The sequence below is a fragment of the Streptomyces sp. NPDC020898 genome (assembly GCF_044333925.1).
Lineage (GTDB): Bacteria > Actinomycetota > Actinomycetes > Streptomycetales > Streptomycetaceae > Streptomyces.
The window spans coordinates 25,125-51,655 of record NZ_JBIRRV010000020.1 but is presented as its reverse complement, the minus strand read 5'-3'; the positions used below and the strand labels follow the sequence as shown (position 1 = coordinate 51,655).

The window sequence follows — 26,531 nt, the reverse complement described above, 5'->3', positions numbered from 1 at the left end:
GTTTCTCGGAGCGGGGCGGGAGTGGGAGGGGGCGGTGTTGGCCGGGGACCGGGGTGCCGTCGTCTGGCGGAAGAGCAGCTACAGCAAGGACAATCCCGACGCCTGCTGCGAGGTCGCGGTGCTCCCCGGGACGGTCCGGGTACGCGATTCCAAACGGCCGGACAGCGCGTCGGTGAGCTTCGCCGCGGACGCCTGGCAGGCGGCGATAGCGTTGTTTCTCGCACCGGACACCACTGGTGGGAACCACATGTGACGTGCGGGTGAAGCGGACCGAGTACGGGATGTGAGATGAGCGGCGAACGCCGAGAGCAGACGGTGACCAGGAATCCCGGGCTGGCCGGGTACTGCGTGGTGACCGGCGGGCTCGCCACGGCCGCCGGGGCGGGCGTCTCACTGCTGGGCGGAAGTGCGTGGGCGCGGCTCGTGATGTGGCTCGCGGTGCTGGTCGCGGTGTCCGCGGCCGCGGCCTGGTGGTGGGTGCGCTCACCGGTTACGGCCCGCCACTGGACGGTCGGTCTGCTGGTCCGTCCGGCGGCGAGGAACGACGTACCCACTCGAAGGTCATGACGAACGCCCAGGTCGTGAGTGGTCCACCGACGAAGGCGGCGATCAGGCAGAGCCAGGGCGGCACGCCCATCCCGATCCCGGCGAAGGCCACCAGAGGCAGAGTGGCCGAGGAGACGAGCAGGGCGCAGAGGGTGCGCAGAAGTCTGATCGTGTCGTCGACGTCGGCCCGCCCTCGCCGGGGGTCGGGCGGCCGGACGGGCGGGGGCGGTCCGAGGAAGACGTTGTAACCAGGTCCAGGGAGTCGAGAGCGGCCGGGAGCCAACTCCGGGCCCTTGCTCTCGTCGTCGCTGGTCATGGCGTCCCCTGGGCCTAGATGCGCGCTGACTGGATGTCAGGTGCGGTGGAAGTTTTCGATGAGGTCGTCGAACATGGCGATCGTGTCCTCCTCGTTGAGCGCCTTGTTCTCCAGATCCTCGAAGCACTCCTGGTAGCGGGCCACCAGCTTGCGGTCGTCGCGGTTGGTGACCGTGCCACGGGGTCCGGTGAGGTACAGGACGTCCTCGTCGTCACGGAACCCCAGGAGGGTGAAGCTGCTGTCCACGCTGTCGTGCGCGCCGGCCGAGAAGGGCAGGACCCGCAAGGTGGCGCGCTGCTCTGTCACGAGCCCCTTGAGGAAGGCCAGTTGGCGCCGCATGGTCGCCGGGCCGCCGATCTGACGGCGCAGGGCGGCCTCGTCCAGGATCATCTCGACCCGGGGACCGCCCTCCTGGAGGATCCGTTCCTGCCGGGCCAGTCGCAGGTCGGTGAGCTGCTCGGCCTTGGCCACGGGCTCGCCGACCTCGAAGATGGCGGAGATGTAGTCCGAGATCTGCAGTTGGCCCGGAATGAGACTCGGGTGGTAGCCCCGGATGGTGTTCGCCGCGCTCTCGTAGCCCAGGTACTGGCTGAACGGCTGGCTGATGACGTCGTTGTACTCGGACCACCACGACTGCCCCTTGCTGCCCCGGGCCGCCTCCTCCAGGTCCGCGACGACCTCGGGGTCCTCCACGCCGTACTCGAGGAGCATCGCGCGCAGGTCCGTGACGGACAGACTGACCGTGCCCGCCTCGATGCGGATCAGCTTGGACAACGACCACTCCAGCGCGTCGGCCGCGTCACGCTGCGTCAGGCCGCGACTGTCGCGGGCTGATTTCAGCGCCAGTCGCAGCTTGCGGCGATTGAGACTCGGGTCCACGGCCGTGGGCATTGGTGCTCCTCAGAATCTTGACAGCGGCGGTCGGGCACTGGTCGCGCCGAAACTTTGCCATCGTAGTAGGTCGACTCGCGTCACATCCATTCGCCCGTACTCCAATAGGAGTACGGCAAGTAGAGGTAGTTCATCCGATGCTGTCTGTATGGGGCTACCCGAACGACACATGTCTAATCGACGAAGGGCTGTTGGAGCATGGCGAAGTTGCCCGGCTCACCTGCACAGGGGAGTCGCGTGCGACGCGTGAGGTGAGCGGGACGCATGGGGCGTACCCCCGAACGCCCCACCCACCAGGAAGCCCCCTCGCCGCCGTGCGACGGTGACCGTACCGCGATCACGACGTACGGAGCCCGTCATGGCCGACCTGCAGGACGAACTGCACACCACAGCCGAGGTCGGGGAAATCGACCCGCCGGCCTCCTCGCCGGACCCCTTGCCGGAGCCCGACGACCACCCCGACGATCACACGGCGGCGGAGTCCCTCTTCGCACCCGATTCCGACCAGCCGGGACCGTCCCCGGACCCGGATTTCTCCCCCATCTCCGACCCCGACGCCGACCCCCTCGACCGCGCCCACGCCATCCTCGCCGCGCACCCCGTCGCCGACGGCTACAGCGGGCTGCCCTGGGCGCTGCGGCACATGCCCTGGTACGACCTGGAGCTCGGGGAGAACACCGTCGACACCGATGTGCCCCGGATGCGGCGCGGCCACGTGGGCGCACTGTTCTGGGCGCTGCACCTGCCGGAGGGGATGGCCGGTGACCGGGCCGTCGGCGCCACCCTGGAGCAGCTGGACCTGGTGCGGACGGTGGCCCGGAGCCACCCCGAGGGACTGCGTCTCGCGGGCACCGCCGGGCAGGTCACCGACGCCCGCAACTGCGGACGTGTCGCCGTCGTCCTGGGACCCGCCTCGGCCGCCGCGCTCGACGACTCGCTCGGCATCCTGCGCGTCCTGCACTCGCTGGGCCTGCGCGTCCTCACCCTCGCCGGTACGTCCTGGGCGAGCGAGGCAGGACTCACCCGGTTCGGCGAGGAGGTGGTCCGCGAGATGAACCGGCTCGGCGTGGTGGCCGACCTCTCCGGCGCCTCCGAGGCCACCTTCCACCGTGCCTTCGCGGTGTCCAAGGCGCCCGTCCTGTGCAGCCGCTCCGCGGCCCGCGCCCTGCGCCCGCACCCCGCCAACCTCCCCGACGAGACGCTCGCCGAGCTGGGCGCCGCCAGGGGCCTGTGCCTGGTGCCGCTGACGGCCGAGCAGACCGGGCCGTCCGTCCGTGACGTCGCCGACCATCTCGACCACGTCCGTGCGGTCGCGGGCCCGGAGTGCGTCGGCCTGTCCGGCACGTACGACTCCGGCAGCGCCCACCCGCAGGAACTCGGCGACGCCTCCTGCTACCCGAACCTGATCGCCGAACTCCTGCGCCGCGGCTGGACCGAGCCCGACATCACCCTCCTCACCTGGGGCAACGTCCAACGCGTCCTCCGCAGCGCCGACTTCACGGCCCGGGCGGCCCAGCTGCGCAGGGAACCGTCGACGGCGCGGATCGCGGAGCTGGACGGCTGACGGTTGACGTACCTCAGGGGCTAAGGGGCTCAGGACCTCAGGGGTGCTCGATCCGGCAGAGGCAGAACGGATGCCCCGCCGGATCGGCGTACACCCTGAAGTCCCGCTTCCCGTCCTGGTCGTCCAGGTCCAGCGGGCGGGCGCCCAGCGCCAGGACCGCCTCCTGCGCCGCGTCCAACTCCGCCCAGGTCGATCCGCCGTCCAGGTCGAGATGGAACTGCTGGGAGTTCCGGTCGGCCTGCGGCCACTCGGGCGGGGTGTGTCCGGGCACCCGCTGGAAGGCCAGCCGTGGCCCGCCGGGGACCTGGAGCACGACCCAGCCGGGGTCCTCCTCCGCGGGCGTGCCACCGACGACCTGCGCGTAGAAGCGGGCCAGCGCGCGCGGGTCGGGGCAGTCGACGGCGACGGTGTGGAAACGTGCCACGGGTGTCCCGGATGTCATGAGGTCCTCCACTCGTCACATCCCGTTACGTCGGTTCAGCTGGTGCACAGGCAGAACGGGTGCCCCGCAGGGTCCGCGTAAACCCTGAAGGAGCGGGCCCGGTCCTCCGTGTCCAGCGGCTTCGCGCCCAGTGCGAGCACCTCCCGCTCCGCCGCGTCCAGGTCGGGCACGGTCACGTCCAGATGGAACTGCTGCGAGGCGTCGGGCGCCGGCCACTTCGGCGGTACGTGGCCGGGGGCGGCCTGGAAGGCCAGGGTCGGCCCGTCCGGGAGGCGCAGGTCGAACCAGTCGTCCTCGTCCACGATCGTGCCGCCCAGCAGTTCGGCGTAGAAACCGGCGAGGGCGCGAGGGTCGGGGCAGTCCAGGACGACGGCGCCGAGCTTGGCGATGGGCATGGCTTCCTCCGTTGGTTGCCTTCTCCGTTACCTGTTGATGACAGTCATGCGGTAACGGCTGCCGTCCAAGGTAGCCGTTACCGCATGGCGCCGCCAGAAGGTAACGTCGCCCGTATGAGCGAGAACGCGTCCGCGCCCGGGGCACTGGCCCTGGTGGAGGCCCTGGTGAACACCCTGGACCTGGAATCGGGCAGCGACGCGCTGGACACCGCCGAGGGGCGTGCCCTGTTCGGCATCGAGGCGGCCGGTGAGCGGGAGCTGGCGGACGCGAAGGAGCTGCGGGAGTCCCTGCGGGCCGTCTGCCTCGCACACGCCGGGCATCCACCGCACCGCGCCGTCCCGCCGCTGGGCCGACTGCTGGCACGGGCACCGCTGCTGGTGACCGTCGACGAACGGGACGGCTCGGCCCGCCTGGCCGCCGTCGACGAGGGGCCGCTGCTCTCGCGGGTGGCGGCGGCCGTCGCGGAGGCGCTCACCGCCGGTACGTGGCTGCGGCTGAAGGCCTGTGAACTGCCGGAGTGCCACTGGGCGTACTACGACCGCAGCCCCGCAGGCCGACGGCGCTGGTGCTCCATGTCGGTGTGCGGGGCGCGCGTGAAGATGCGGCGGTATCGCGCGAAGTAGCTCGCTAGGCCTCGTCCCTCCCGCGCGGAGCGGCTGCCCGTGAACCCACCAGCAGCAGGCACAGTACGGCGATCCCGGCGACGATCCCCGTCAGGAGGAGCAGCGGGTCCAGTGGCCGGGCCGATCCGGTGCCGGCGGACTGCATCTGCGGAGCCGGAGCCGCCGCGGCGACCGACGGGGACACGGGGGACGGGGAGGGCGGAGAGGCGGCCGGCGTGGTGGGCGTCGGCGAGGTGCGGCCGGGTGCGGCCGCTGAGGCCGTACGCGACGGTGTCCTGCCACCCGATGTACTCGATGTACCCGATGTGGTCGACTGGCTGGTACCGGTCCCGTGATGCTCCGAGCCTGAGCCGGATCCCGATCCCGAGGTGGCCTCCGTGTGGGTCTGGGCGTGGCTGTGCGTCGGGGCCGCCGACGGCGCGGGTGCCGCCGCCTGTACCGCGATTCCGGCCGTCATGTTCGGGTGCACGGTGCAGTAGTAGGCGTACGAACCCGCCGTCGTGAAGGTGAAGCTCCAGCTCTGGCCCTTGTTCAGCATGGGGGAGTGGATCTGGACCGGGCCCGAGGTGGTCTTCACGTCGTGCGGGGCCGTGTCCTGGTTGGTCCAGGTCACCGTGGAGCCGGCGGGGACGGTCAGGGTCGCGGGGGCGAAGGCGTACCCCTGCATGGTGACCCGGTAGGTGGCCGCCGACGCCTGCCCGGGCACGGCCAGCAGGAGTGCGACGAGAGCGAGTACGGGGAGGAGGGCCGCCCTTCGTACGGGGTGTACGAGCCTGCCCGCCGTCCTCATGCGAACTCCGCGGCGACCAGCAGCCGCAGCCGGGTCGCCGGGCGCGGCAGCCGGCCCGGCCGGAACCCGGTCGCGCGGCGCAGCAGCCGGTACGGCAGCCGGGCGGTGCCCACGACCAGCAGGCGGTCGTCCGTGTGCTCGACGATGCGCAGGCGCAGCAGGGCGGGGAAGCGGACGCCGCGCAGGTTCAGGTCGCCGGTCAGCTGCAACCGGCGTCCGCCGTCGAGGAGTTCGACGGTGTCGGAGGTGAGGACCGTGGGGGTGGCGTCGGTTTGGGGGTCGAGGCCCTCGAACTCGAAGCGGAGGGTGGGGGTTTCGGGGGCGCCGGGGTCGTCCAGGACGTCGGGGACGGTCAGGGAGGCGTCGGTGAGGGTGAGGCGGCGGCGCCGGGTGGGCAACGGGCCGTACCAGGTGGTGAGTTCGACGAGCGAGCGGTCGGGGGCCACGGCGTACCGGCCGGGGCGCGGCAGCGTGGTGACGGTGGTGGGCAGGGTGACGGTTGTCATCCCGGACTCCTTGGAAAGCGGTTCCCGAAGTGTGGCGGGGGTGTGGAGAATGGGGCGGGCACCGGTCCGGCCGACTGAGCCTCGGCCGGACCGGCGTCCTCCCTCAGGGGTGTGGCGTGGCTGTCAGCAGCTGCCGGTGATGAAGTCCTCGGTGGGTGCGAGCAGGTGCTCGGCCCAGACCGTGTGCATCTTCACGTAGCTGTCGACGTCGAGCAGATCGGTGATCTGCTGCCCGAGCGACTCCTCCAGATGCGCCGAGTTGATGTGGGCCAGCAGCACACTGAGCGTGTCGTCGAGGACCGTGCCGCCGCCTTCGAGGGCGGGCGTCAGGATCGTCTCGACCCACACCGTGTGCAGCTTGATGTACGAGTCCAGCGCGAGCGCGTCCTGCACCTGCTGGCCCGGGGACCGCTCCAGGTGCGCGGCGTTGATGTGCTGGAGGATCGGCAGCAGCACGTCCTGGACGCTCGCGCACTGCTCGTCGCCGCCGCCGTCACCGCCACTGGTGGAACCGCCGGCGCTGCCACCGGTCGAGCCGCCCGAGGTGCTGCCACCCGTGGTGGTGCCACCGGTGCTGCTGCCGCCCGAGCCCGAGCCGCCGGTCGTACCGCCGGTCGACCCGCCGGTGGTGCCGCCGGTCGAACCGCCCGTCGTGCCTCCGGTGGTCCCACCGGTGGAGCCACCCGTGGACCCTCCGGTGGAACCGCCCGTCGAGCCTCCGGTGGACCCGCCTGTCGTGCCGCCCGTCGAACCGCCGTCGGCCGCGACGACCTTCACCGACGCGACCATGTCCGGGTGGACCGCGCAGTAGTACTCGTACGTCCCCGCCGTGGTGAAGGTGTACGACCAGGAGTCACCCTGTGCCAGCGTGCCCGAGTCGAACTTCTTCGGGCCCTTGGTGGTGGTGACCGTGTGCGGCACGCTGTCGTGGTTGGTCCAGCGCACTGTCTCGCCGACCTCGACGACCAGTTGGGCACCGGTGCCGAACTTGTTGTTCATGATGTCGACCTGGTGGTCGGGCGCCGCGGCGGCGGCCTGCTGTACCTCGGCCGCCGCGGCTGCGGGCGCCTGAGCCGCGCCCGCCGCCGAGTCCGAGGTGGGGGCCGTGGTGCTGCCCGAGGCCGCCTGGAGCAGCCCCAGACTGAGCACGGCGGCGAGGGCCGCGCCGAGCCCCGCGACCAGCAGGGACCGGTTCCCGGCAGGCGACCCGCGGCGCGGGGTGCGCTCGCCGGCCTCACCGGTTTCGTCGGTGCGTTTCAAAGCAACTCCTATATTTTGAGGGGGAGTTCACTGGCCGGGATCGGCAGTGACCAGCAGACTCGTCACGGCGAGTACGACGAGGACGAGCCCCGTCTCGGCCGCGACCGAGTAACCGAAGGGCCGCACGGTGGCGGCGTCGCCGCGCAGCAGCACGGCGAGATCGAGGCGGGTGCGCACCCACTGGCGGCTGCACTGGGCGGCCAGCAGGACACCCCCGAGGACGGCGGTCTTGACCAGCAGCAGCTGCCCGTACGAGGTGTGCAGCAGCGCGTCGTACGACCCCACGACCTGCCAGGCGAGCACCAGCCCGGCGACGGCGATCGCGGCGACCGACGTGGCGGCGAGCCGCGAGTAACCGGGCACCACGGCCGCCAGTTCGAGGGGCTCGCGGCGCGGCAGCACGGCCACCGTCAGCATGACCAGCCCGCCGATCCACAGGGCAGCCCCGAGTAGATGGACGAGGTCGGCGACCGCGCCCCAAGTCGGCTCGCTGCCCTCGGAGTTGTGCCCGCGCATACCGGTCGTCCGCAGCAGCCCGAGGGCCACGGCGAGGGCGCCCACGCGCCAGCCGGGCGAGCGCGAGGTACGGGCTCCGCCCTGCAACAGGGCGCTCAGCACCACAGCCGCGAGCACCCACAGCAGCCCGCGCGCCGCGAGCGCGGCCCCGGGCTCGGTGACGAGCACGTCGGCGTACGAGGCCGGGCGCAGCGCGTCCCGCAGGCCGCCGAACGAGACGTACGCGCCCTGGAGTCCGATGCCCGCGACCGTCGACAGCAGCCCGCCCACCCAGGCCAGCGTGAGCACCGCCCGCGCCCGGGGTGCCTCCGCGCCGCGCGGCCACAGCAGCGCGACGAAGGCGAGCCCGCCGACGAACAGGGCCAGCGACAGATAGCCGACCCAGCGAGCGGCGACGAGGCCCCTCCGCACCGGGGGTGAGGGGGAAGGGGCGGCGGCCTCGTCGCCGCGGTTCTGGGCGGCCGTCGTACTCGCTGCCGCCGTGCCGACGGGGAAGTCGAGCCGGCCGGAGGAGGCGTGGCCGTCCTCCATGTCGACGACGGACCAGACGACGGAGAGCTTGCCGCTCTTCGGCTGACCGGTGGCTATCCGCACCGTGTCGGCCGGGCCGTGCGGTGCGCGCGTCACGGGGAGCCGGTCGCCCTCGGGCGTCATGGCGCGGACGTCGGCGAGGTCGACGGGTTCGTCGAAGGTGAGGGTGAGGTCGTCGGGGGCCTTGGCGAGGTGGGCGCCGTCCTTCGGCACCGAGCGGACGAGTTCGGTGTGGGCGGCGGCGGGGGTCGCGCCGACCAGACCGTAGAGAAGGGCGCCGAGGAGGAGTGGGAAGAGGGAGCGGAGAGCGCGACGGCGGGTCACGGGGTGGCCTCCGGCAACGGGGAGGCGGAGGGCGAGGGGGACCCGGAGGAGGACGCAGAGGAGGACGGGGAGAGGGCGCCGCCGAGCAGGGAGGAGAGGGGGGCGAGCCCGACGCAGGGGGAGGCCGCCGGGTCGGGCGCCTCGTCGGCCGTACTGCTGCCGTCCGTGACGTTGCCGTCCGTCCCGCTGTCGTCGGTGCCGTTGAGAAGGCCGAACACGGGCTGGGTGATGCCGGTGAGGAGCGGGGCCACGAGCCGTACCTCGCCGTCGGCGCAGGTGGCGTCGCCGGTCGGCGGCTCGGTGCCGTCGGGGTCGGAGGGGGACGGAGAGGGGGAGGGGGAGGTGGTGGGGGGAAGGGTGGGTGCCGGGGTGGGGGAGGCGCCGTGTCCGGTGTGGCCCGGGTGATCGGCGCCGCCGTTCCCGGTGTCGGTGCCCGGGCCGCCGTACACCGGGAACTCCCCGGTGCCCACCGGCACTTGGCCCGTCCAGCCGCCGCCCATGTCCATCCCCGTGCCGCTGCCCGGTGCCTGGGCGCCCGAGTCGCCCGGGGCGGTGTCCTGCGGTGCCGTGGCCGCGGGCGGCGACAACGGGGGAGTGGCGGCCTCGGCGGTGCCGGGGGCGGAGGAGACACCGATGCCCGACGCGTAGCCGAGCACGATGACCACCGCCCCGACGAGAGCCCCCGCGACGAACTCGTCACGGTGATCCCTCGGCCACTCGGCCCTGCGGAACAAGGGCATGGTCACGCTCCCTGGCATGGTCCGGTCATTCCGGTCAGGTGAATGCGGACCATTGGAGGGCGGTACGGATTCCGCGTGGCTACGCGCCAGTTAACGGCCTGTTGCCCACCTCTCTTTCGGGGGTACCCCCGCTGTGAGATGGGTCGAGAACGCTGTCAATACGCGCAATGCGACCGTGAAGAGTTCGCGTAGGCGGCACAGCGATTCCCACACAATACTCGAATTGAATTCGAACCGGTTCTGGGGATTTCGAGGAGATGGCATATGCCAGCATCTGAGGCCGTCAGGCCTTGTCCTGCAAGGGGGATCGCGCTCGGCGGGGCCCGGGCGGCGGGGCCCGGAAGACGGTCACGGATTTCCCGCCCGCACCCCCTCCGGGATGCGCCCGCCCTGTAATTTACCAACCGTTGGGAATTCCGGCGGAGTCCCGAATTTCACGCACTCATTTCACGTACTCATTTCACGCACAGAAACTTCACTTACCGCCCGTCAGGCAGTAGGGCGCCCCATGGCCCGATAAGTCCAGCCGGCCTTCCGCCACAGTTCCGGGTCGAGGGCGTTGCGCCCGTCCAGGATGAGCCGGTGCGACACCGCCTCGCCCAGCGCCGCCGGGTCCAGCTCGCGGAACTCGCGCCACTCGGTCAGGTGGAGGACGGCGTCGGCGCCCCGAACCGCCTCCACGGCCGTGTCCGCGTACGCGAGCGTCGGGAAGAGCCGACGGGCGTTGGCCATGCCCTTCGGGTCGTACACCGTCACCTGGCCGCCCTGGAGGTGGATCTGGCCGGCGACGTTCAGTGCGGGCGAGTCCCGGACGTCGTCCGAGTCGGGCTTGAAGGTGGCGCCGAGCACCGCGACCCGCTTCCCGAGGAACGGGCCGCCGCCCAGCGCCTGCCGGGCCAGTTCCACCATCTGGCCGCGCTGGCGCATGTTGATCGAGTCGATCTCGCGCAGGAAGGTCAGCGCCTGGTCCGCGCCCAGCTCACCGGCGCGCGCCATGAACGCCCGGATGTCCTTCGGGAGGCAGCCGCCGCCGAACCCGATCCCGGCGCGCAGGAACTTCTTGCCGATCCGGTCGTCGTACCCGATGGCCTCCGCCAGCTTCGCCACATCCCCGTCGGCGGCCTCGCAGACCTCCGCCATCGCGTTGATGAACGAGATCTTGGTGGCCAGGAAGGAGTTCGCGGACGTCTTCACCAGCTCGGCCGTCGGGAAGTCGGTGACGACGAACGGCGTCCCCTGCCCGACCGGCGTGGCGTACACCTCGCGCAGCAGCTTCTCGGCCCGCTCGCTCCGTACGCCGACCACGACCCGGTCCGGGTGCAGCGTGTCCTGGACGGCGAAGCCCTCGCGCAGGAACTCCGGGTTCCAGGCCAGCTCCGCGTCCTCGCCGGCGGGCGCCAGTTCGGCGATCCTGCGGGCGAGCCGGTCCGCCGAGCCGACGGGCACGGTCGACTTGCCGACGACGAGAGCGGGGGCGGTGAGATGCGGGGCGAGGGACTCGATCGCGGAGTCGACGTACGACATGTCACAGGCGTACTCGCCGTGCTTCTGCGGGGTGTTCACGCAGACGAAGTGGATGTCGCCGAAGGCGGCGACCTCGGCCCAGTCCATGGTGAAGCGCAGCCGGCCGGTGGAGCCCTCGATCCCCGCGACATGCTTGCGCAGCAGCTCTTCGAGCCCGGGCTCGTACATGGGGACCTGTCCGCGCCGCAGCAGGTCGATCTTCTCCGCGACGACATCGAGCCCCAGCACCTCGAAACCCAGTTCTGCCATGGCGGCGGCGTGTGTGGCGCCGAGATATCCGGTGCCGATCACGGTGATCTTGAGAGCCATGGGTGCTCCTGAGGTGGGGGCCGTACGTGCGATGGCGAGCATAGTCGGGGCGTTTCGGGGCCCTGCACCGGGCAGATTCCCCAGTGTTCTCCCCCTGCGTTCTCGCCCTGTCGCCAAGCTCACGTATCAGTCACGTGGGTGTGCCCTTAAAATTTGGGTTACTTAACGGTAGTTAGCCTGCGTCACACAGCGTCTTTGGAGCGTGAGAGACCTTGGCCGGATCGGCTGATTTCGACCTGTACCGCCCGTCCGAGGAGCACGACATGCTCCGAGACGCGATCCGCTCCCTGGCCGAGGCGAAGATCTTGCCGTACGCCGCGATCGTGGACGAGGAAGCCCGCTTCCCCCAGGAGGCCCACGACGCGCTCGTCGCCGGCGACCTGCACGCCATCCACGTACCCGAGTCGTACGGCGGCACGGGCGCGGACGCCCTCGCCACGGTGATCGTGATCGAGGAGGTGGCGCGGGTCTGTGCCAGCTCCTCCCTCATCCCGGCCGTCAACAAGCTCGGCTCCCTCCCGGTGATCCTGTCCGGCTCGGAGGAGCTGAAGAAGAAGTACATGACACCGCTCGCCAAGGGCGACGGCATGTTCTCGTACTGCCTCTCCGAGCCCGACGCGGGCTCGGACGCGGCCGGCATGAAGACGAAGGCGGTCCGCGACGGCGACTTCTGGGTCCTCAACGGCGTGAAGCGCTGGATCACCAACGCGGGCGAGTCCGAGTACTACACGGTGATGGCCGTGACCGACCCGACGAAGCGCAGCAAGGGCATCTCGGCCTTCGTCGTCGAGAAGTCGGACGAGGGTGTCTCCTTCGGCGCCCCGGAGAGGAAGCTCGGCATCAAGGGCTCCCCGACCCGCGAGGTCTACCTCGACAACGTCCGCATCCCCGCCGACCGCATGATCGGCGACGAGGGCACCGGCTTCGCCACCGCGATGAAGACCCTCGACCACACCCGCATCACCATCGCCGCGCAGGCCCTGGGCATCGCGCAGGGCGCCCTCGACTACGCCAAGGGGTACGTCAAGGAGCGCAAGCAGTTCGGCAAGCCGATCGCCGACTTCCAGGGCATCCAGTTCATGCTCGCCGACATGGCCATGAAGCTGGAGGCGGCTCGTCAGTTGACCTACTCGGCGGCGGCGAAGTCGGAGCGCGGCGACGGCGACCTGACCTTCTTCGGGGCTGCCGCCAAGTGCTTCGCCTCGGACGTGGCGATGGAGGTCACCACGGACGCGGTCCAGCTGCTCGGCGGTTACGGATACACGCGTGACTATCCAGTGGAGCGCATGATGCGCGACGCGAAGATCACGCAGCTGTACGAGGGGACGAATCAGATCCAGAGGGTGGTCATGGCCCGCAACCTGCCGTAAGGGGACGTGCACAAAGAAGGCGCCCTTCCAGGCGCCTTCTTTTTGCGAGGGTGAAAGACATGAAACCTGGATGGAGTCGTGTTTCATGTCGTACGCTTCATGGTGTGTCCGGGGGCCACCCGGCACGTGGCGGCTGCTGTGTGTCGCGCTACGTTCGAGGGGTGACCAGTGAACGTGGAGACGACGTCGAACTGCCCGAGGGATGGCGCGTGGACGGAGAGAAACTCGTCCATGAGGCCGAGTTGCATGGCTGGAGGCTGACCGTGGTGAGCATCCTGGGTGCACCGTGGGACGGCCCTTCCAGCCTTCGTATCGATCCGCCGGCTGATCTCGACGCCGCGGTCGGAACGGACGGCATCACAGCGGAACTCATGCGGTCCATCTCCATGGCGGAGATCCGCAGGACGACGAAAGAGCTACGCGCGCGACTGGGCGGTTCGATCGACGGTTCGCAAGCTGGCGCCGTACTCGACAGGGTCGAGACCGATCACGACTACGCCCTGATGTCCCGTGAGTACATCCGTTTGGTGGAGCAGGGATACCGGAGCCCGATCACGCGGCTGGCGACAGCGTGGGGGATGAGCCGGAACACCATCAGCGGCCGTATTCGCCGGGCGCGCGCAATGGGGTTTCTCGACGGGTCGCCAGGTAAGCCCGCTGACCGTCTGACCAGTAAGGCCAGGCGATGTCTGGAGGGGGAAGAACATGAGCCGAACCGAGACCGGCCGGACCGGAAATGAGCTGCTTGTCGTGGTCTTCGAGCGATGGGCGACGACACGTGGCTTGGAGAACAGCAGTGTCAAGCAGTACAGGACGATGCTGAGCCGAAGCATTGCCCCGTTCTTCGGGACGAGAGCCATGGGGACGCTCGTTCCGGCGGACATCGAGGAGTGGGTGACATGGATGATGCACACGCGGGCGTACAAACCGTCCACGACGAGGTTCCGCTTCAACATCCTCATGTCCGTTTTCGCGTGGGCGATGGATGAGGGTCTGGCTGCGACCAATCCCTGCAAGGGAGTGGGCCTCCCGTTCAGTCGTGCGAGGGAGCATCGGGATCAGCGGGCCGAGGTGCACATTCCCAGCCCAGAAGTGGTCCACGCTGTCATCGGTGCGGCGCCTGACCGGTATCGCGGAATGCTCTGGCTCATGGCAGGGTGCGGCCTGCGGCTCGGTGAGGCCATGGGGATCGGGCGTGACCGGATCCACTTCAAGGACAGGACAATTGTCGTCGACCGGCAGGTCGCCTGTGACGGCGACACCGGATCAGGGAAGTACGGCAGGATGCAGCTTCGTCACGTCAAATGGCGCGAGGAAGGGGACAAGGGGCGAGACGTCCCGCTTCCCGAGGTGGTGTCCATGGCCGTACGCAGGCACCTCAGGCAGTACGAAACCTGGGGTCCGGAAGAGCTGTTGTTCAGCAACGTCACAGGCACCGGCTTGTTGTACCAGCAGTACTGGTACTCCAGGATCTGGAAGCCCGCCTTGGCCGCAGCCGACGTCGACTACTTCAAACCGCACAGTTTCCGGCATTTCTACGCTGCGTCTCTGCTGTCCCAGGGCGTGCCGGTGACCGAGGTCTCCGCGTGGCTCGGCCACTCATCCGTCACTTTCACGGAGCGGTACTACGGAGATCTCATGCCGGATGCTCCGGACCGCGCCCGACTGGCCATGGACGGCACCCTCGGGCTTGCGCGCCCAACGGAGGGGGCGGGTCCGACGACAGGGCTGTTCGGCGTGGCGTGACAGTCGCTCACCACGACCCTGCCCGTCACCGGTAAACCGGTGACCCGTGCCCATACGGGTTGTTACACACCTGTTCGCCCCTGCCTGACGGGCAGGGGCGAACAGGTTCCACCGGCAGACGGTGTCCCGTACTTCAGTTACTTCGGTTCAGTACCTGCGCCGCCCGGGAGAAGCAGAGAAGGGCGAAGCCGCCCCCGGACAGAAGGGCAGCGGCCCCTCTGTGCGGCGTTCCGCCGACCACGAACACCACCACGGCGCCGACCAGCAGCAGCACGGCGACGACGGTGAGGACGGCCGCCGTGGTGCGCTTACTGATGGCTTCCCCGGACACGGACGCTCCTGCTCCAGTCGATAGTCGATGGCGGTCGTCGGCAATCGTCACGCCGGGCTCAGTTGCCCGTGACCGTGACCTTGGAGTCGCTCTTCAGCTCGTCGACCAGCGTCTTCACCTTCGCCTTGTCCCAGACGAGGTTGCCGCCGGTCGAGCCCGAGATCGGCATGTTCATGGACGTGCCGTCGCCGCCCGTGACGCCCTTCATCGCCCAGAACATGTCGGCCAGGTCGAACAGGCCCATGTCCTTGTCGACGATCAGGGTGTCGAGGCCCGAGCTCATCGTCGGATACAGCTTGAACGGGTTCAGGATCGTGCTCGGCGTCGCCGTCTGGCTCGCCAGCGCCGCGAGGAACTTCTGCTGGTTCTTCGTACGGTCGAGGTCGCTGCCCGCGAGGGCGTACCGGGTACGGACGAAGGCCAGCGCCTGCTCGCCGTTGAGGGTCTGCTTGCCCGCCGTGAAGTTCGCGCCGGACTTCGTGTCCTTCATCCCGCCCTTGGGGATGGTGAGCTCCACGCCGCCGACCGCGTCCACGATGTTCGCGAAGCCGGCGAAGCCGATCTCCACGTAGTGGTCGATGCGCAGACCGGTGTTGAACTCGACGGTACGGACGAGCAGTTCGGGCCCGTCCTCCGCGTACGCCGCGTTCAGCTTCACGTGCCGGCCCGTGCCCTTGAACGTCTTGCCGGACTCGGAGCCCACGAAGGTCGGGATCTCCACGTCCGAGTCACGGGGCAGGGAGACCAGGGTCGGGCCGTTGTCGCCGGTGTGCAGGATCATCATCGAGTCCGTGCGCTTGCCCTCGGCGGACCCGGTGCGCAGCTTCTTCTTCTCCTCGTCGGACAGGCCCGCGCGGCTGTCGGAACCGACGATCAGGTAGTTCGTGCCCTCGCCCGCGTCCGGCCGGTCGATGACCTTGGACAGGTCGACCTGGCGGTTCAGCTTGGAGTCGGCCCAGAAATACGTACCGACGGACACCACGACCAGCAGCGTGACCACCGTGATCGCGGTCCACTTGATGCGCTTGCGCCAGTTCGGCGCGGGCCGGGCGCCACGCCCGCCCCCCATGGCACCGGGCCCGCCCGGGCCACCGCCGCCGTAGACCTGGCCGGTGTTGTAGCCGTCGTTCCCGCCCGGATTCCCGTACGGGTCCTGGCCGTAGCCCTGGCTACCGGCGTACTGCTGCTGTTGCGGGACCCCGCCCCCGTACGGCGGGGCGGCGGGGTTCTGGCCGCCTTGGCCACCCTGGCCGCGCTGGACCTGCCGCATCACGCGCGCACCCTCGGGCTGTGCGTTCGCGCTGCCGCGTCCGTACCGGTTGTTTCGGTTGTCGTCGGACCACGCGTCGGGCCAATCGTTCATGCGGACCAGTGTGCAGTGCCAGGCAGTACCCGATACAAGGGTCGAAGGAAATTAGGAGCAGTGCTGTTGCGAAGCTGACACAAATCGCCCACTTGTACGGGAGTTTTCGGCCCGTGGCCGAGGCCTGGGAAAATCGCCGCGCCGCCCCGCCTCCCTCACTTGCACCCCGCCTGATCTCCCGTGGTCACCCCGAACTCCCCGACCCGAACCTTCCGCACCTCCCGGTAATCCGCCCCGACCGTGACTTTCAGCACGGCCCCCTGTCCGCGCACCACCCGGAGCGAGCTCCCCGGCAACGCCGCCGCCAGCGACCTCGCCGAACGGTCCCACCGGGGGTCGTACGCGATCACCGTGCGCAGCGTCTCCCGGTCCGGCGCGTTCACCGGCACCCGGGTCGTCCGGAACCCGGTCGCGGCCAGCGCCCGGTCCACCTTCCGTCCGAGCCCTGCCGTGAGCGTCCCGTTCTCGACCTGGACGCGGATCTGCTGCGGGGCCACCTCCACCCGTACCGGCCCCCCGCCCTTGCTCTTCGCGGCGCGGCGCACCGACAGCGGCTCGTCCTCGCGCAGGGCGCGGAACAGCCGGCCCGCCTTCGCGTCGTCCCACTTCAACGTGGAACCGATGCCCTTCACGGCGTACCCCATCCGCCCGATCGGCACGGTCGTGAACTCCGACGACGACGGGGAGAAGTTCCGCATGGCCCGCCCGAGGTCGAGCAGCTCACCCGTGCCGAACTCCTTGTCCGCGCGCACCGACCCGAGCACCGCCCGCGTGATGTCCCGGAACTTCATCGGGTTCAGCAGCACCCCGGACGACGTGGACTGTGCGATCAGCGCCGCCATGAAGCGCTGCTGGCGCTGCATCCGGCCCAGGTCGGAGGAGCCGTCGGCGTGCCGGGAACGGACGTACTGCAGCGCCTCCCCACCGCCCAGCTCATGCGTACCGGCACTCAGGTCCAGCCCTGTGTACGAGTCCTTCAGCGGCCGTGTCGTGCAGATCTCCACGCCCCCGAGCACATCCACCGTCTTCATGAAGCTGGTGAAGTCGATCTCCAGGTAGTGGTCGATCTTCACGCGCGTCATGTGCTCCACCGTCCGCACGGTGAGGTTCGGGCCGCCCTCCGCGTACGCCGCGTTCAGCTTGATGACGTGGCCGCCGTGCCGGCGTCCGGTGGTGCGGTCGGTGTGCGGGGGCGTCTCGGCGTACGAGTCGCGGGGCAGGCTGACGACGCTCGCCCGCTGCCGGTCCTCCGAGATGTGCACGATCATCATCGTGTCGGTGCAGTGGCAGGGGGCGCCGCCGAGCCGGTACTTGCGCCGCTCGGCCTCGCTGATCTTCTCCCTGGCGTCGGTGCCGACCAGCAGCACGTTCATGCCGTGGCCCGCCTGCGGACGGTTCTTCATGTCCTTGAAGGGGTCCACGCGGGCGATGTCCGCGTCGAGGCTGGTGACCACCGCGTGCCCGATCCCGGCCGCGGCGAGCACCACGACGGACAGCGTCGTCACCGCCCGCATGGCCCAGCGGGGCTTCTTCCGCCGTACGGGGGGACGCGGACGTCCGGACGACGGCCGTGGCCGGCGCTGCGGTGGGCGTGGGGAGGCGGGTGATGCGGGCATGGGGGGACACCTCCGCGAAGGCTGCTGGCCGGGGGGAGTGGGGCCGAACGTGGGAACCGTGAGCACCGTAGGCCCATACGATCTGCGGCCCGGCTCAGGGGGCGGGCGGCGCGCGTAGGGGTCCCCCGTTCGCGGTAACGTGAGCCCCCTATGAACGCCAAGCCCGACGTGCAGCTGCCCGCCGTGTCCGTGATCATGCCCGTCCTCAACGAGGAACGGCATCTGCGCGGAGCCGTCCAAGCGATCCTCGCCCAGGAGTACGCCGGCGAGATGGAGGTCGTGATCGCCCTCGGTCCGTCGACGGACCGCACGGACGAGATCGCCGCCGAGCTGGTCCGCGAAACGGCCGACACGAACAAGCGCGTCCAGACCGTCGCCAACCCGACCGGCCGTACGCCCGCCGCGCTGAACGCCGCGATCAAGGCGTCCCGCCACCCCGTCGTCGTACGCGTCGACGGCCACGGCATGCTCTCGCCGGACTACATCACGACCGCCGTACGTCTCCTCGACGAGACCGGCGCGCAGAACGTCGGCGGGATCATGCACGCCGAGGGCGAGAACGCCTGGGAGCACGCGGTCGCCGCCGCGATGACCTCGAAGATCGGCGTCGGCAACGCCGCCTTCCACACGGGAGGCGTTGCCGGGCCCGCCGAGACCGTGTATCTCGGGGTCTTCCGACGGGCCGCTCTCGAGCAACAGGGCGGCTACAACGTGGAGTTCGTCCGCGCCCAGGACTGGGAGCTGAACTTCCGGATCCGCGAGGCGGGCGGCCTCATCTGGTTCTCGCCCGAGCTGCGGGTGTCGTACCGGCCGAGGCCCTCCGTGCGCGCGCTGGCCAAGCAGTACAAGGACTACGGGCGTTGGCGCCATGTCGTGGCCCGCTACCACGAGGGTTCCATCAACCTGCGCTACCTCGCCCCGCCCACCGCCGTGGTCGCCATAGCGGCGGGCGTGCTGCTGGGCGCCGTACTGACCCCGTGGGCCCTTCTGATCCCCGGCGGCTACCTCGCGGCGATAGCGGCGGGCTCGGTCCCGGCGGGCAAGGGACTCTCGCTGAAGGCGCGGCTCCAGATCCCCGTCGCCCTCGCCACCATGCACATGTGCTGGGGCTGGGGGTTCCTGACGAGCCCCAAGTCGCTTGCCCGCAAGGTGATCGCGGCCCGCCGACCCGCCGTACGAGATGGCGCGAACGCCAACTGAGCCCGAACCACAACGAGTCGGGGCCTGTCCGTCACCAACGGCAGGCCCCGACTCATGTGTTCGTCTCCTCTACCACTGGTAGGGCGAGTACACATCCATGCACGCGTCGGTGTCCGAACCGACCACCGCGTCGGCGGTGTCGGGCAGTTGGCCGGCCTTCGGCGCGGTCTGCTTCGGATAGGCCGCGCCCTCGCGCCAGTCGGCGCCCACGATCACCGTCACACCGGAGACGTCCGTCGACTTCTTCACCGAACTCGTGGGAATCCCCAGGGACTTGGCGACGAGCTGGGCGTCGCCCGCCAGGTCCGCACTCGGGTAGCGGACGACCGTCTTGTCCACGGACAGTGAACCCGACCTGTCCGCCGCCGCGTTCGTGAAGCCCTTGCCCACGAGGATCTCGCCGATCTCGCTCGCCCGGCCGCCCGCCGCGGCGAGCGTCGCCGTCCGCGTGCCGTTCTGCACGAGCACACCGATCCTGCCGGGATCGGCCGCCGGGTCCGTCGAAGCGGTCGCCGAGGCCGAGGCGGCCGGGGCCTTCGACGCCGTGGCGCCGCCCTTGTCGTCGAACGAGATGTCGTCGCGGAGCATCGTCCACATCGTCTCGGCGTCGGCGTCGGCCGGCACCAGATGGTTCGCGTCCTCGGGGTCCACAATGGTCGGCATCGTCGTCATCGTGATGCGGTCGGTCGGCACCGACTTGAGCTGCATGCCCAGGTCGTACAGCTCCTTGACCGAGCCGAGCTCCTCGGACACCGTCAGCGACTTGGTGGCCGCCTCGGCGAGGCTCGTCAGCCGCCCGGCGTCCGTGAAGACGTTCTGCGCCTTCAGGGTGCGGATCATCGAGTTCATGTACATGTGCTGGGCCTTGGCACGCCCCAGGTCGCTGTAGAAGGCGTGCCGGGTACGCAGCCACTGCAGCGCCGTCTTGCCCTGGACCTTCTGCTTGCCGGCCTTGAGCTTGAGCCCGGAGCCACCGGACGCATTGGGCAGCGGGTGGTCCCACACGTTCTGGTTCACACAGACCTCGACGCCGCCGATGGCGTCGGCCATCTGCACCACACCGGCGAAGTCGATCGTCATCCAGTGGTCGATGTAGACCCCGGTGAGGTTCTGCCAGGTGGCCAGCGTGCAGCCGGCCCCGCCCCGGGCCAGCGAGGTGTTGATGATGTCGTTGGTCGCCGCGAACGTCTCACCGGTGTCGGGGTCCGTGCACTTGGGAACGTCGACGCGGGTGTCGCGCGGGATGCTCACCACGGCCGCGCTCCTGCGGTCGGCGGAGAGGTGGATCAGCATCTGGACGTCGCCCAGCGGCGGGTTGCCCCGGTTGGCCCTGCTGCCGCCCAGCGCCACGTTCGCGTCGGAGTTACGGCTGTCCGAGCCGATCAGCAGGATGTTCAGCGGAGTCTGCCCGGCCGCGTTCGGCTCGGTCTTCTGCGCCTTGGAGTCGCCGCTGCTGCGCTTGCCCTTCTGGATGTTGCTGTTCAGGTGCTCGTAGTAGAGGTATCCGGCGCCGGCCGTGCCGAGTATCAGCACCGAGAGGGTCGCCGCCGACCAGCGCAGCACCTTGCGCCTGCCGGGCCGCGGGCGTCTGTTCCCCGGACCGTCACCACTACCGCCGGCGCCGCCCTCCCCGTTCCCGTCGTCTCCGGCGCCGCCCTCCCCCTCGTACGAGCCGTGCGAGCCTTTTCTCTGCGCCGGAACGCGAGCAGGCCGGACGCCTGGTCGCGTCCCCTCCCCTTGCACGCTGCTCTGTGTCATTCCCCTGCCTTCCCCACCCCTCGCGCCGCCGAACAGGCCTGCCTCGCGTCCCAGGACGCAAGGCAGGCCTGTCAGGTCGATCGGCGCACCAAAAACATCTGGCGCAGACGCCCCGTCAGCCAGGACGCCCCATCAGTCAGGACGTCCCTCAGCCGGACGGCGTGCTCAGCTGGCGCACTGCGCCTTGTCCGCCGTGGACTGCCCTTCCACGGTCGGTGCCTTCGCCGGCGCGGTGAGCGAGACGCCGGCTCCCTTGAAGTCCTTGCCCAGGGTCAGCGTCATGGTGGGCAGTCCCTGGGCGTTCGTCACGCTCTTGCCGGGCTTCATGGCCGAACCGGACAGCCCCATGATGGCGGCCAGCTTCCGGGCCTGGTCCGCCTGGTCGGACGCGTACTCCAGCGTCGTCTTCGCGAGCTCCGCCGGAGCGTTGCCCGCGTTCTCGGACTTGGTCACACCCTCATCATTCTGCAGATAGTTGAGAGTCTCCTGTGCGGAACCGGCGACAGCGCCGCCGTTCAGGATCCGCACCCGCACGTCGGAGGCGGCGGACTGGGTTCCCTTGAGGCGGGCGGCGACGGCAGCCGCCTCCTTCGCCTTCTGCTGCTTGACCGCCGTGAACGACACGTCGTTCGCGATCGTGTTGAACACCTCGGGAGCCGTCGGTCCGACGACGACCGTCGCCCGGACCTTCTCCGCCGGATTGTCGATCACCGGGACGGTCATGAAGGTGATGTTCTTCGTCGGCACCTTCTTCAGCTCCAGCGCCACGTCCTTGAGCGTGGAGACCTTGCCGATACCGGTGTCCACGGTCAGCGCCTTGGTGGCCGCCTCGGCGAGCTTCAGCAGCTTGGCCGGGTTGGTCAGGGTGTCGCTGGAGGACATCTTGCGCATCAGCGAGCCGAGGAACTGCTGCTGCACCTTGATGCGGTCCAGGTCGCCCTGGTTGCCGAAGCTGTGCCGCGTACGGAGGAAGGCGAGCGCCTGTTCGCCCTCCACCGTCGACTTGCCGGCGGGCAGCTTGAGCTTCGACTCCTTGTCGTTGACGGCGTTCTGCACACAGACCTCGACCCCGTCCACCGCCGTGGTCAGCGTCTTCACCGCGTTGAAGTCGGCCATCATGAAGTGGTCCACGGAGATGCCGGTGACCTCCTTGACCGTACGCATGGTGCAGCCCGGGTCGCGCCCGTCCTGTCCGAGGCTGGTGTTGAAGCGGACGCCCTGGGTGCCGGGGATGATCTTCTCGGTCCCGTCCGCCAGCTTGGTCGGACAGTCCGGGACGTCGACGATCAGGTCACGCGGAATGCTCATCGCGGTCGCGTTCGTCCGGTCCTTGGAGACATGCAGCAGGATCGTCGTGTCCGCGTGCCCGACGCTGCCCGCGTCGCCGTAGCTCTCGTTGCCCGCACCGGTGCGCTTGTCCGTACCGATGACCAGGATGTTGAAGGCCTCGTCCTTGCTGAACCCGGACTTGCCCGCCGTGCCGACGTCGGTCGTCTGGACGTTGCCCTCAAGGTGCTTGAGGTACCAGTAGCCGGCCCCGGTGGCGGCCACCATGACGAAGGCCATGGTCCCGCCGGTCCAGAGCAGCACCTTCTTGGCCTTCGACTTCTTCTTCTGCTGCGGGGCGCGCGACCGGCGCCGCCCGGGCAGCGGTTCCTCGGGCACACCGCGTCGCCTTCTCGGCGGCGGCACCTGCCCGGGCACCCCGTGCGTCTCTCGTTCCTGCTCCCGCTCCGGCGCCGCCGAACGCCCGCGCGCCGCACCCGCGTTGGCGGGTGTTGCCCGACGAGGTCCCGGGACCGCTGATTGCGGTGCGGAGGGAGTCAGTCGCAGTTCGTATTCGCCAGTGCTCGGGTTGAGCACCCACTGGTCTGCGGGGTCGATGTCGCCCGCCTGCCCACGGCCTTGCGCGTCCACGGTTGTCTGAATCCTCCGTCGGGGCCACGCGGCGCCTTTCCCCCTCCAAAGGCGCTCGGGTCTCGGTCTCCGGTTCGCGCACGACAGGTGTCCTAGCGCACCGGATCGCTCACACTATCCGGCCAGTTGGGCGTCAAGTGACGACGGTGACAAATTCCACGTCCCTACAACTGGGCAATCCACCCATTTCTTGGAACTAAGGTTCGCCGACTTGGCGAGTGCTTTACCCGCAGGCGTCCTCCGCGGCCGTGTTCCCGCGAAAAGTGGGTACGGGGGAGGGGGCCGCGGAGTGCTCGGCGGCGGCCTTTCCGTCGAACTCGTATCCATAGTTGTGGCGCACTTCACTACTTTGTGCGACGGAATCACCCTGAACCGGGATTTCCTCCGGAACAGGCACTTCTTCCGAGACGACGACCGGCGCATCCGCCCGCAGCCGCGCGAACAATCGTGCCGCGTCCGGCTCAACAAGCTGGTCACGATTGGCGTTGTGGGCGTACGACTCCCGCGGAACGGTCAGGAACTGCACACGTTCGGTAGGGATGTCGCGCATACCGCGCACCAACTCGTACAAACCGCGCAGACTGGCCAGAGCCGGGTCGGTGGTGAGCGAGGACGTCGCGGCATCGAGCACCGGATAGAGCTTGACCGGGTTCAGCAGGACGTCATTGCTCTGCACCTTGTTGACCAGCGCCCCGAGAAACCGCTGCTGCCGGTCCATCCGCGCGGTGTCACTCCCATTGCCGAGGGACTTCCGCGCCCGCACATATCCGAGCGCCTGCTCGCCGTCGAGCGTCACTTTCCCGGCGGGCAGCCGCAGCCCGGCCTCCCGGTCGTCGACCGGCTCCGCGAGACACACCTCGACCCCGTCGACGGCGTCGACCATGTCCTTGAAACCGTGGAAGTCGACCACCATGTGATGGTCGATCCGGATGTCCGTCAGCATCTCGACGGTACGGATCGTGCAGGCCGAACCGCCCTGCTGGAAGGCGTAGTTGAACATCGCGAACAGAGGTGCGCTGCGGCTCCCGTCCGGCCGCCGGCAACCCGGCACGTCCACCATCAGATCGCGGGGCAGGGAGACACCGGTGGCGCTGCGCCGGTCGGCGGCGAGATGCAACAGGATGGTCGTGTCCGACCGCTCGGTCCCGGAGTCCCGCCCGTACTTCCCGTTGCCGTCACCGGCCCGTGAGTCGGACCCGATCAGCAGAATGTTCCGCGCCCCGCGCACCAGCGAGGTGGGTCGCTCCTTCTCGTACCGGGCGAGCTCGGCGGCGGCATCGTGATCCGGGGTGATGTTCCCGTCGAGCTTGGCGTAGACCGCCAGACCGATCCCGACGGTGACCAGCGAGAGCAGACCACCCCCAAGAGCCGCCCACCGCAGCCAACGCCGCCGCCGACCGACGAGCCCGGTGGCACCGGTGCCCGGCCCAAGGACGCCTATGGTGTCGGTCACGGCTCGGCCCACCCCTCATGGCGTACGCGTACGTGCTCCTACGACCATGGCGCGGACGACGGGGTGAGGGCGCCCGTTATTGGGCTGAACGAATGAACGCAGGCCGGCACCGGCATACCTAGGGGCGCGGGGAACTGCGCGACAAGCCCCCACCGGGCTGCACCCGGAAATCAAGCATCTACCCGCGGCGCGTAGCCGAAACCCGCTCATCCTCCACCCGCTTGGCCACCGCATCCTCAGACACCCGCTCCAGATGCCGGCACAACACCACAGACCCCCCGGTCGCGAGCGGCGAGTACAACCCCGCACTCACGCCCTCCCACGTGTCGTACCCCAGCCCCGACAACAACCGTGACCCGGGCCCCATGAGCCCCAGCCCCACCGCGTCCGCCCCCGCCCGCTCCACAACCTCCGCCCCGCTGAACTCCCGCCCGGCCACGATCAGCGCCGGCGCCTCCGGGTCGACGGGCGCGTACGGCACGAAACGGTCCCCCTGCCCCGGCACCTCCACCGCGTAGTCGGCGAAGCCGGCCGGCGCCTGCGGAAACCGCCCGCCCAACGGCCGCAGCGCGAGGGCGACCCGCTCACCGGAGCACGCACGCGCCGCGTCGAGCGTGTCGGGCCCACTGACGACGATGTCGGCCGCACCGGGCTCGCCCGCCATGTCCGCGACGACGCCCACCGACGAACACGCCAGCAGCCACACCGCCGTCTGCCAGTGCGCGGGCAGCAGCAGCGCGACCCGGTCACCCGGTTCGGCGGACAGCTCGCCCTGGAGGAGATTCGCGGTCTTGGCCACCCAATTGGCGAAGGTGGCCACGGACAATTCGACTCGTTCGCCCGTGGCATCGTCGTAGAAGGTCACCAGGGGGCGCGCGGGGTCCGCGGCGAGCGCGGAACGCAGCAGGTCGGCAGGGGTGCGGTCGGTGGCAATCACCCGCGCAAGGGTACGCGTGGCCGTGGGTGCGGGCCGACGGTCGGGGACACCGGTTCGGGCCAACCTGCCCGACGGCCCGTCAATTCCGCGATGGACAGATATGTATGACTATGTCCAGGATCAGGGGCATGCGTGGATATCTTGCTTCCTCGATCGGCGTCACGTGTGCAACAGCCCTGGCGCTTCCGTTGACCCTGCCCACAACCCCGGCTTCAGCCGCGGCGAGACCCGCCGAGGCAAGAGCGGCAGCGGTGTCCCCCGCCGTCCCCGGCAGCACCCAGTCGCTCCCGCTCACCCCCCGCCCCGGCAACCGCATCCCCGGCTCCGCCGCCGAACAGGGCCTGTTCCGTCCGGACGTACGGCACTTCTCGCTCGTCGGTGTCGTCTGGGACAACCCGGACACCGAGCTGTACGGCCGGGTCCAGGTCCGTACCCGGGAAGTGGGCGGCGCCCGCTGGTCCGGCTGGCAGGACGTCGAGACACACAACCACGAACACGCGGCCGACCCCGACGCGGCCGAACGCACCTCCGGCCGGGTCCGCGGCTCCACGGCACCGCTGTGGGTGGGCGACTCGGACGGCGTGGAGGTACGGGTACGGGCGGACGGCGAGCAACGCGCCCCGGGCGCCCGCTCTCCCCTCCCCGCGGGCCTGCGCCTCGAACTGGTGGACCCGGGCGCGGCACCCGAGGTGCAGCGACCACGGAACCCGAGGGGGGCGGAACCCGAGTACTCCACCGCGTCCATGGAGTCGGCCGCCGTGAACGCCGACCTCGCCCCGCTGGACGCCACCGAAATCCCGGCCCTGAACAAACAGGAGACGGAACGGCAGGCAGCCCAGGCGGCACAGGCGGAGCAAGCAGCCGAGCCGGGACAGCAGACCCAGGCGGCCCAGGCAGCTCAGCAGGCACAACGGGCGAAGCCGTACATCGGCCCGCGCCCGCGGATCGTCACGCGACGCGGCTGGGGTGCCAACGAGTCGCTGCGCGAGCGCGGTTTCGTCTACACGAAGAAGGTGAAGGCGGCCTTCGTGCACCACACGGCCTCGGGCAACAAGTACTGGTGTTCGCAGGTTCCGTCCGTCATCCGCGGTATCTACCGCTACCACGTGGTGAGCAGTGGCTGGCGGGACATCGGCTACAACTTCCTCGTCGACCGGTGCGGGAACATCTACGAGGGGCGCGCCGGCGGTGTGGCGAAGGCCGTGATGGGCGCACACACGCTCGGTTTCAACACCGACAGCATGGGGATCGCCGTCCTCGGAACTTTCGCCAGCTCCAAGCCGTCCAAAGCGGCAGTGGGGGCGATCGCCCGGCTCACCGCCTGGAAGCTCGGACTGTTCGGGGTGAATCCGAACGGAAAGACATACCTGAAGTCAGGTGGTGGCAATCTCTACCCAAAGGGAAAGAACGTACGACTGAACGTGATCTCCGGACACCGGGACGGATTCGCCACCGAGTGCCCGGGCCGACTGCTCTACGGCAAGCTCGGCTCGGCGCGCAAGACGGCGGCCAAGTACCAGGGGCGATGAGGACTTTCATCCGTAACACCGGAGAGCGGTTCT

The 26,531-nt window shown here is 69.7% G+C and carries 25 protein-coding genes; 9 read left to right on the top strand and 16 right to left on the bottom strand.

Translation table 11 applies throughout. From position 1 onward, the window contains the following. Positions 1-34: 34 nt before the first annotated feature. Both ACH4TV_RS40365 and ACH4TV_RS40360 read left to right on the top strand, forming a co-directional pair. On the top strand, positions 35-253 hold the full coding sequence (locus ACH4TV_RS40365) for a DUF397 domain-containing protein (RefSeq protein WP_398406333.1): 219 nt from the start codon (positions 35-37) through the stop codon (positions 251-253). A gap of 35 nt (positions 254-288) precedes the next feature. After that, positions 289-567: a hypothetical protein gene (locus tag ACH4TV_RS40360; protein ID WP_398406332.1), complete on the top strand. Its 279-nt coding sequence runs from the start codon at positions 289-291 to the stop codon at positions 565-567. Positions 568-898: 331 nt separating this feature from the next. Here the strand turns inward: ACH4TV_RS40360 and ACH4TV_RS40355 are convergent, their stop codons facing one another. Beyond that, the gene (locus tag ACH4TV_RS40355) at positions 899-1,753 is read right to left on the bottom strand and encodes a helix-turn-helix transcriptional regulator (RefSeq protein ID WP_398406331.1); all 855 of its coding nucleotides are present in this window, start codon (positions 1,751-1,753) and stop codon (positions 899-901) included. A 358-nt stretch (positions 1,754-2,111) separates the two neighbouring features. Between ACH4TV_RS40355 and ACH4TV_RS40350 the strand changes: the two genes are divergently transcribed. Further along, complete coding sequence (locus ACH4TV_RS40350; RefSeq protein ID WP_398406330.1) at positions 2,112-3,317, top strand: membrane dipeptidase; 1,206 nt, start codon at positions 2,112-2,114, stop codon at positions 3,315-3,317. A gap of 37 nt (positions 3,318-3,354) precedes the next feature. Here the strand turns inward: ACH4TV_RS40350 and ACH4TV_RS40345 are convergent, their stop codons facing one another. Both ACH4TV_RS40345 and ACH4TV_RS40340 read right to left on the bottom strand, forming a co-directional pair. After that, the gene (locus ACH4TV_RS40345) at positions 3,355-3,759 is read right to left on the bottom strand and encodes a VOC family protein (protein ID WP_398406329.1); all 405 of its coding nucleotides are present in this window, start codon (positions 3,757-3,759) and stop codon (positions 3,355-3,357) included. 35 nt (positions 3,760-3,794) lie between these two features. Continuing rightward, on the bottom strand, positions 3,795-4,154 hold the full coding sequence (locus ACH4TV_RS40340) for a VOC family protein (protein WP_398406328.1): 360 nt from the start codon (positions 4,152-4,154) through the stop codon (positions 3,795-3,797). Positions 4,155-4,268: 114 nt separating this feature from the next. On the opposite strand from ACH4TV_RS40340, the gene ACH4TV_RS40335 reads away from it, so the two are divergent. Then, positions 4,269-4,778 (top strand): CGNR zinc finger domain-containing protein, encoded by a 510-nt coding sequence (locus ACH4TV_RS40335; RefSeq protein ID WP_398406327.1) that lies wholly within the window; start codon positions 4,269-4,271, stop codon positions 4,776-4,778. Positions 4,779-4,782: 4 nt separating this feature from the next. Here the strand turns inward: ACH4TV_RS40335 and ACH4TV_RS40330 are convergent, their stop codons facing one another. The 6 genes from ACH4TV_RS40330 to ACH4TV_RS40305 form a co-directional block, all read right to left on the bottom strand. Further along, positions 4,783-5,568: a plastocyanin/azurin family copper-binding protein gene (locus ACH4TV_RS40330; protein ID WP_398406326.1), complete on the bottom strand. Its 786-nt coding sequence runs from the start codon at positions 5,566-5,568 to the stop codon at positions 4,783-4,785. After that, positions 5,565-6,074, bottom strand: coding sequence for a hypothetical protein (locus ACH4TV_RS40325; RefSeq protein ID WP_398406325.1), 510 nt, complete (start codon positions 6,072-6,074; stop codon positions 5,565-5,567). Before ACH4TV_RS40325 ends, ACH4TV_RS40330 begins: the two co-directional genes overlap by 4 nt. A 123-nt stretch (positions 6,075-6,197) precedes the next feature. After that, entirely contained in the window at positions 6,198-7,334 is a 1,137-nt protein-coding gene (locus tag ACH4TV_RS40320; protein ID WP_398406324.1) for a plastocyanin/azurin family copper-binding protein, read from the bottom strand. Between the two features lie 27 nt (positions 7,335-7,361). Next, on the bottom strand, positions 7,362-8,705 hold the full coding sequence (locus ACH4TV_RS40315) for a copper resistance CopC/CopD family protein (protein WP_398406323.1): 1,344 nt from the start codon (positions 8,703-8,705) through the stop codon (positions 7,362-7,364). Continuing rightward, entirely contained in the window at positions 8,702-9,445 is a 744-nt protein-coding gene (locus tag ACH4TV_RS40310) for a hypothetical protein (RefSeq protein ID WP_398406322.1), read from the bottom strand. The genes ACH4TV_RS40315 and ACH4TV_RS40310 overlap by 4 nt, the downstream gene beginning before the upstream one ends. 489 nt (positions 9,446-9,934) lie before the next feature. Next, positions 9,935-11,278 (bottom strand): UDP-glucose dehydrogenase family protein, encoded by a 1,344-nt coding sequence (locus ACH4TV_RS40305; protein ID WP_398406321.1) that lies wholly within the window; start codon positions 11,276-11,278, stop codon positions 9,935-9,937. Positions 11,279-11,490: 212 nt separating this feature from the next. Here ACH4TV_RS40305 and ACH4TV_RS40300 point away from each other — a divergent pair, with 212 nt between their 5' ends. From ACH4TV_RS40300 to ACH4TV_RS40290, 3 genes are all read left to right on the top strand, one after another. Continuing rightward, the gene (locus ACH4TV_RS40300; RefSeq protein ID WP_398406320.1) at positions 11,491-12,648 is read left to right on the top strand and encodes an acyl-CoA dehydrogenase family protein; all 1,158 of its coding nucleotides are present in this window, start codon (positions 11,491-11,493) and stop codon (positions 12,646-12,648) included. Between the two features lie 161 nt (positions 12,649-12,809). Further along, a complete protein-coding gene (locus ACH4TV_RS40295; RefSeq protein ID WP_398406319.1) occupies positions 12,810-13,388 on the top strand; it encodes a hypothetical protein in 579 nt (192 codons plus the stop codon). Then, on the top strand, positions 13,354-14,394 hold the full coding sequence (locus tag ACH4TV_RS40290) for a tyrosine-type recombinase/integrase (RefSeq protein WP_398406318.1): 1,041 nt from the start codon (positions 13,354-13,356) through the stop codon (positions 14,392-14,394). Before ACH4TV_RS40295 ends, ACH4TV_RS40290 begins: the two co-directional genes overlap by 35 nt. A 133-nt stretch (positions 14,395-14,527) precedes the next feature. Here ACH4TV_RS40290 and ACH4TV_RS40285 read toward each other — a convergent pair whose 3' ends face one another. From ACH4TV_RS40285 to ACH4TV_RS40275, 3 genes are all read right to left on the bottom strand, one after another. Continuing rightward, positions 14,528-14,725, bottom strand: coding sequence for a hypothetical protein (locus ACH4TV_RS40285; protein ID WP_398406317.1), 198 nt, complete (start codon positions 14,723-14,725; stop codon positions 14,528-14,530). 58 nt (positions 14,726-14,783) lie between these two features. Next, entirely contained in the window at positions 14,784-16,088 is a 1,305-nt protein-coding gene (locus tag ACH4TV_RS40280) for an LCP family protein (protein ID WP_398406316.1), read from the bottom strand. A 155-nt stretch (positions 16,089-16,243) separates the two neighbouring features. Beyond that, positions 16,244-17,704, bottom strand: a complete 1,461-nt coding sequence (locus ACH4TV_RS40275) for an LCP family protein (RefSeq protein WP_398406315.1) — start codon at positions 17,702-17,704, stop codon at positions 16,244-16,246. Positions 17,705-17,854: 150 nt separating this feature from the next. Here ACH4TV_RS40275 and ACH4TV_RS40270 point away from each other — a divergent pair, with 150 nt between their 5' ends. After that, entirely contained in the window at positions 17,855-18,904 is a 1,050-nt protein-coding gene (locus ACH4TV_RS40270) for a glycosyltransferase family 2 protein (RefSeq protein ID WP_398406314.1), read from the top strand. Between the two features lie 69 nt (positions 18,905-18,973). Here ACH4TV_RS40270 and ACH4TV_RS40265 read toward each other — a convergent pair whose 3' ends face one another. The 4 genes from ACH4TV_RS40265 to ACH4TV_RS40250 all read right to left on the bottom strand — a co-directional run bounded on the left by ACH4TV_RS40265 (position 18,974) and on the right by ACH4TV_RS40250 (position 24,969). After that, positions 18,974-20,662, bottom strand: coding sequence for an LCP family protein (locus ACH4TV_RS40265; RefSeq protein WP_398406313.1), 1,689 nt, complete (start codon positions 20,660-20,662; stop codon positions 18,974-18,976). Between the two features lie 165 nt (positions 20,663-20,827). Beyond that, positions 20,828-22,579, bottom strand: coding sequence for an LCP family protein (locus tag ACH4TV_RS40260; protein ID WP_398406312.1), 1,752 nt, complete (start codon positions 22,577-22,579; stop codon positions 20,828-20,830). 223 nt (positions 22,580-22,802) lie between these two features. Next, positions 22,803-24,032 (bottom strand): LCP family protein, encoded by a 1,230-nt coding sequence (locus ACH4TV_RS40255; protein WP_398406311.1) that lies wholly within the window; start codon positions 24,030-24,032, stop codon positions 22,803-22,805. Positions 24,033-24,210: 178 nt separating this feature from the next. Further along, a complete protein-coding gene (locus tag ACH4TV_RS40250; RefSeq protein WP_398406310.1) occupies positions 24,211-24,969 on the bottom strand; it encodes a TIGR03089 family protein in 759 nt (252 codons plus the stop codon). A 110-nt stretch (positions 24,970-25,079) separates the two neighbouring features. Between ACH4TV_RS40250 and ACH4TV_RS40245 the strand changes: the two genes are divergently transcribed. After that, positions 25,080-26,498, top strand: coding sequence for a peptidoglycan recognition protein (locus ACH4TV_RS40245; RefSeq protein WP_398406417.1), 1,419 nt, complete (start codon positions 25,080-25,082; stop codon positions 26,496-26,498). Positions 26,499-26,531 lie beyond the last annotated feature (33 nt).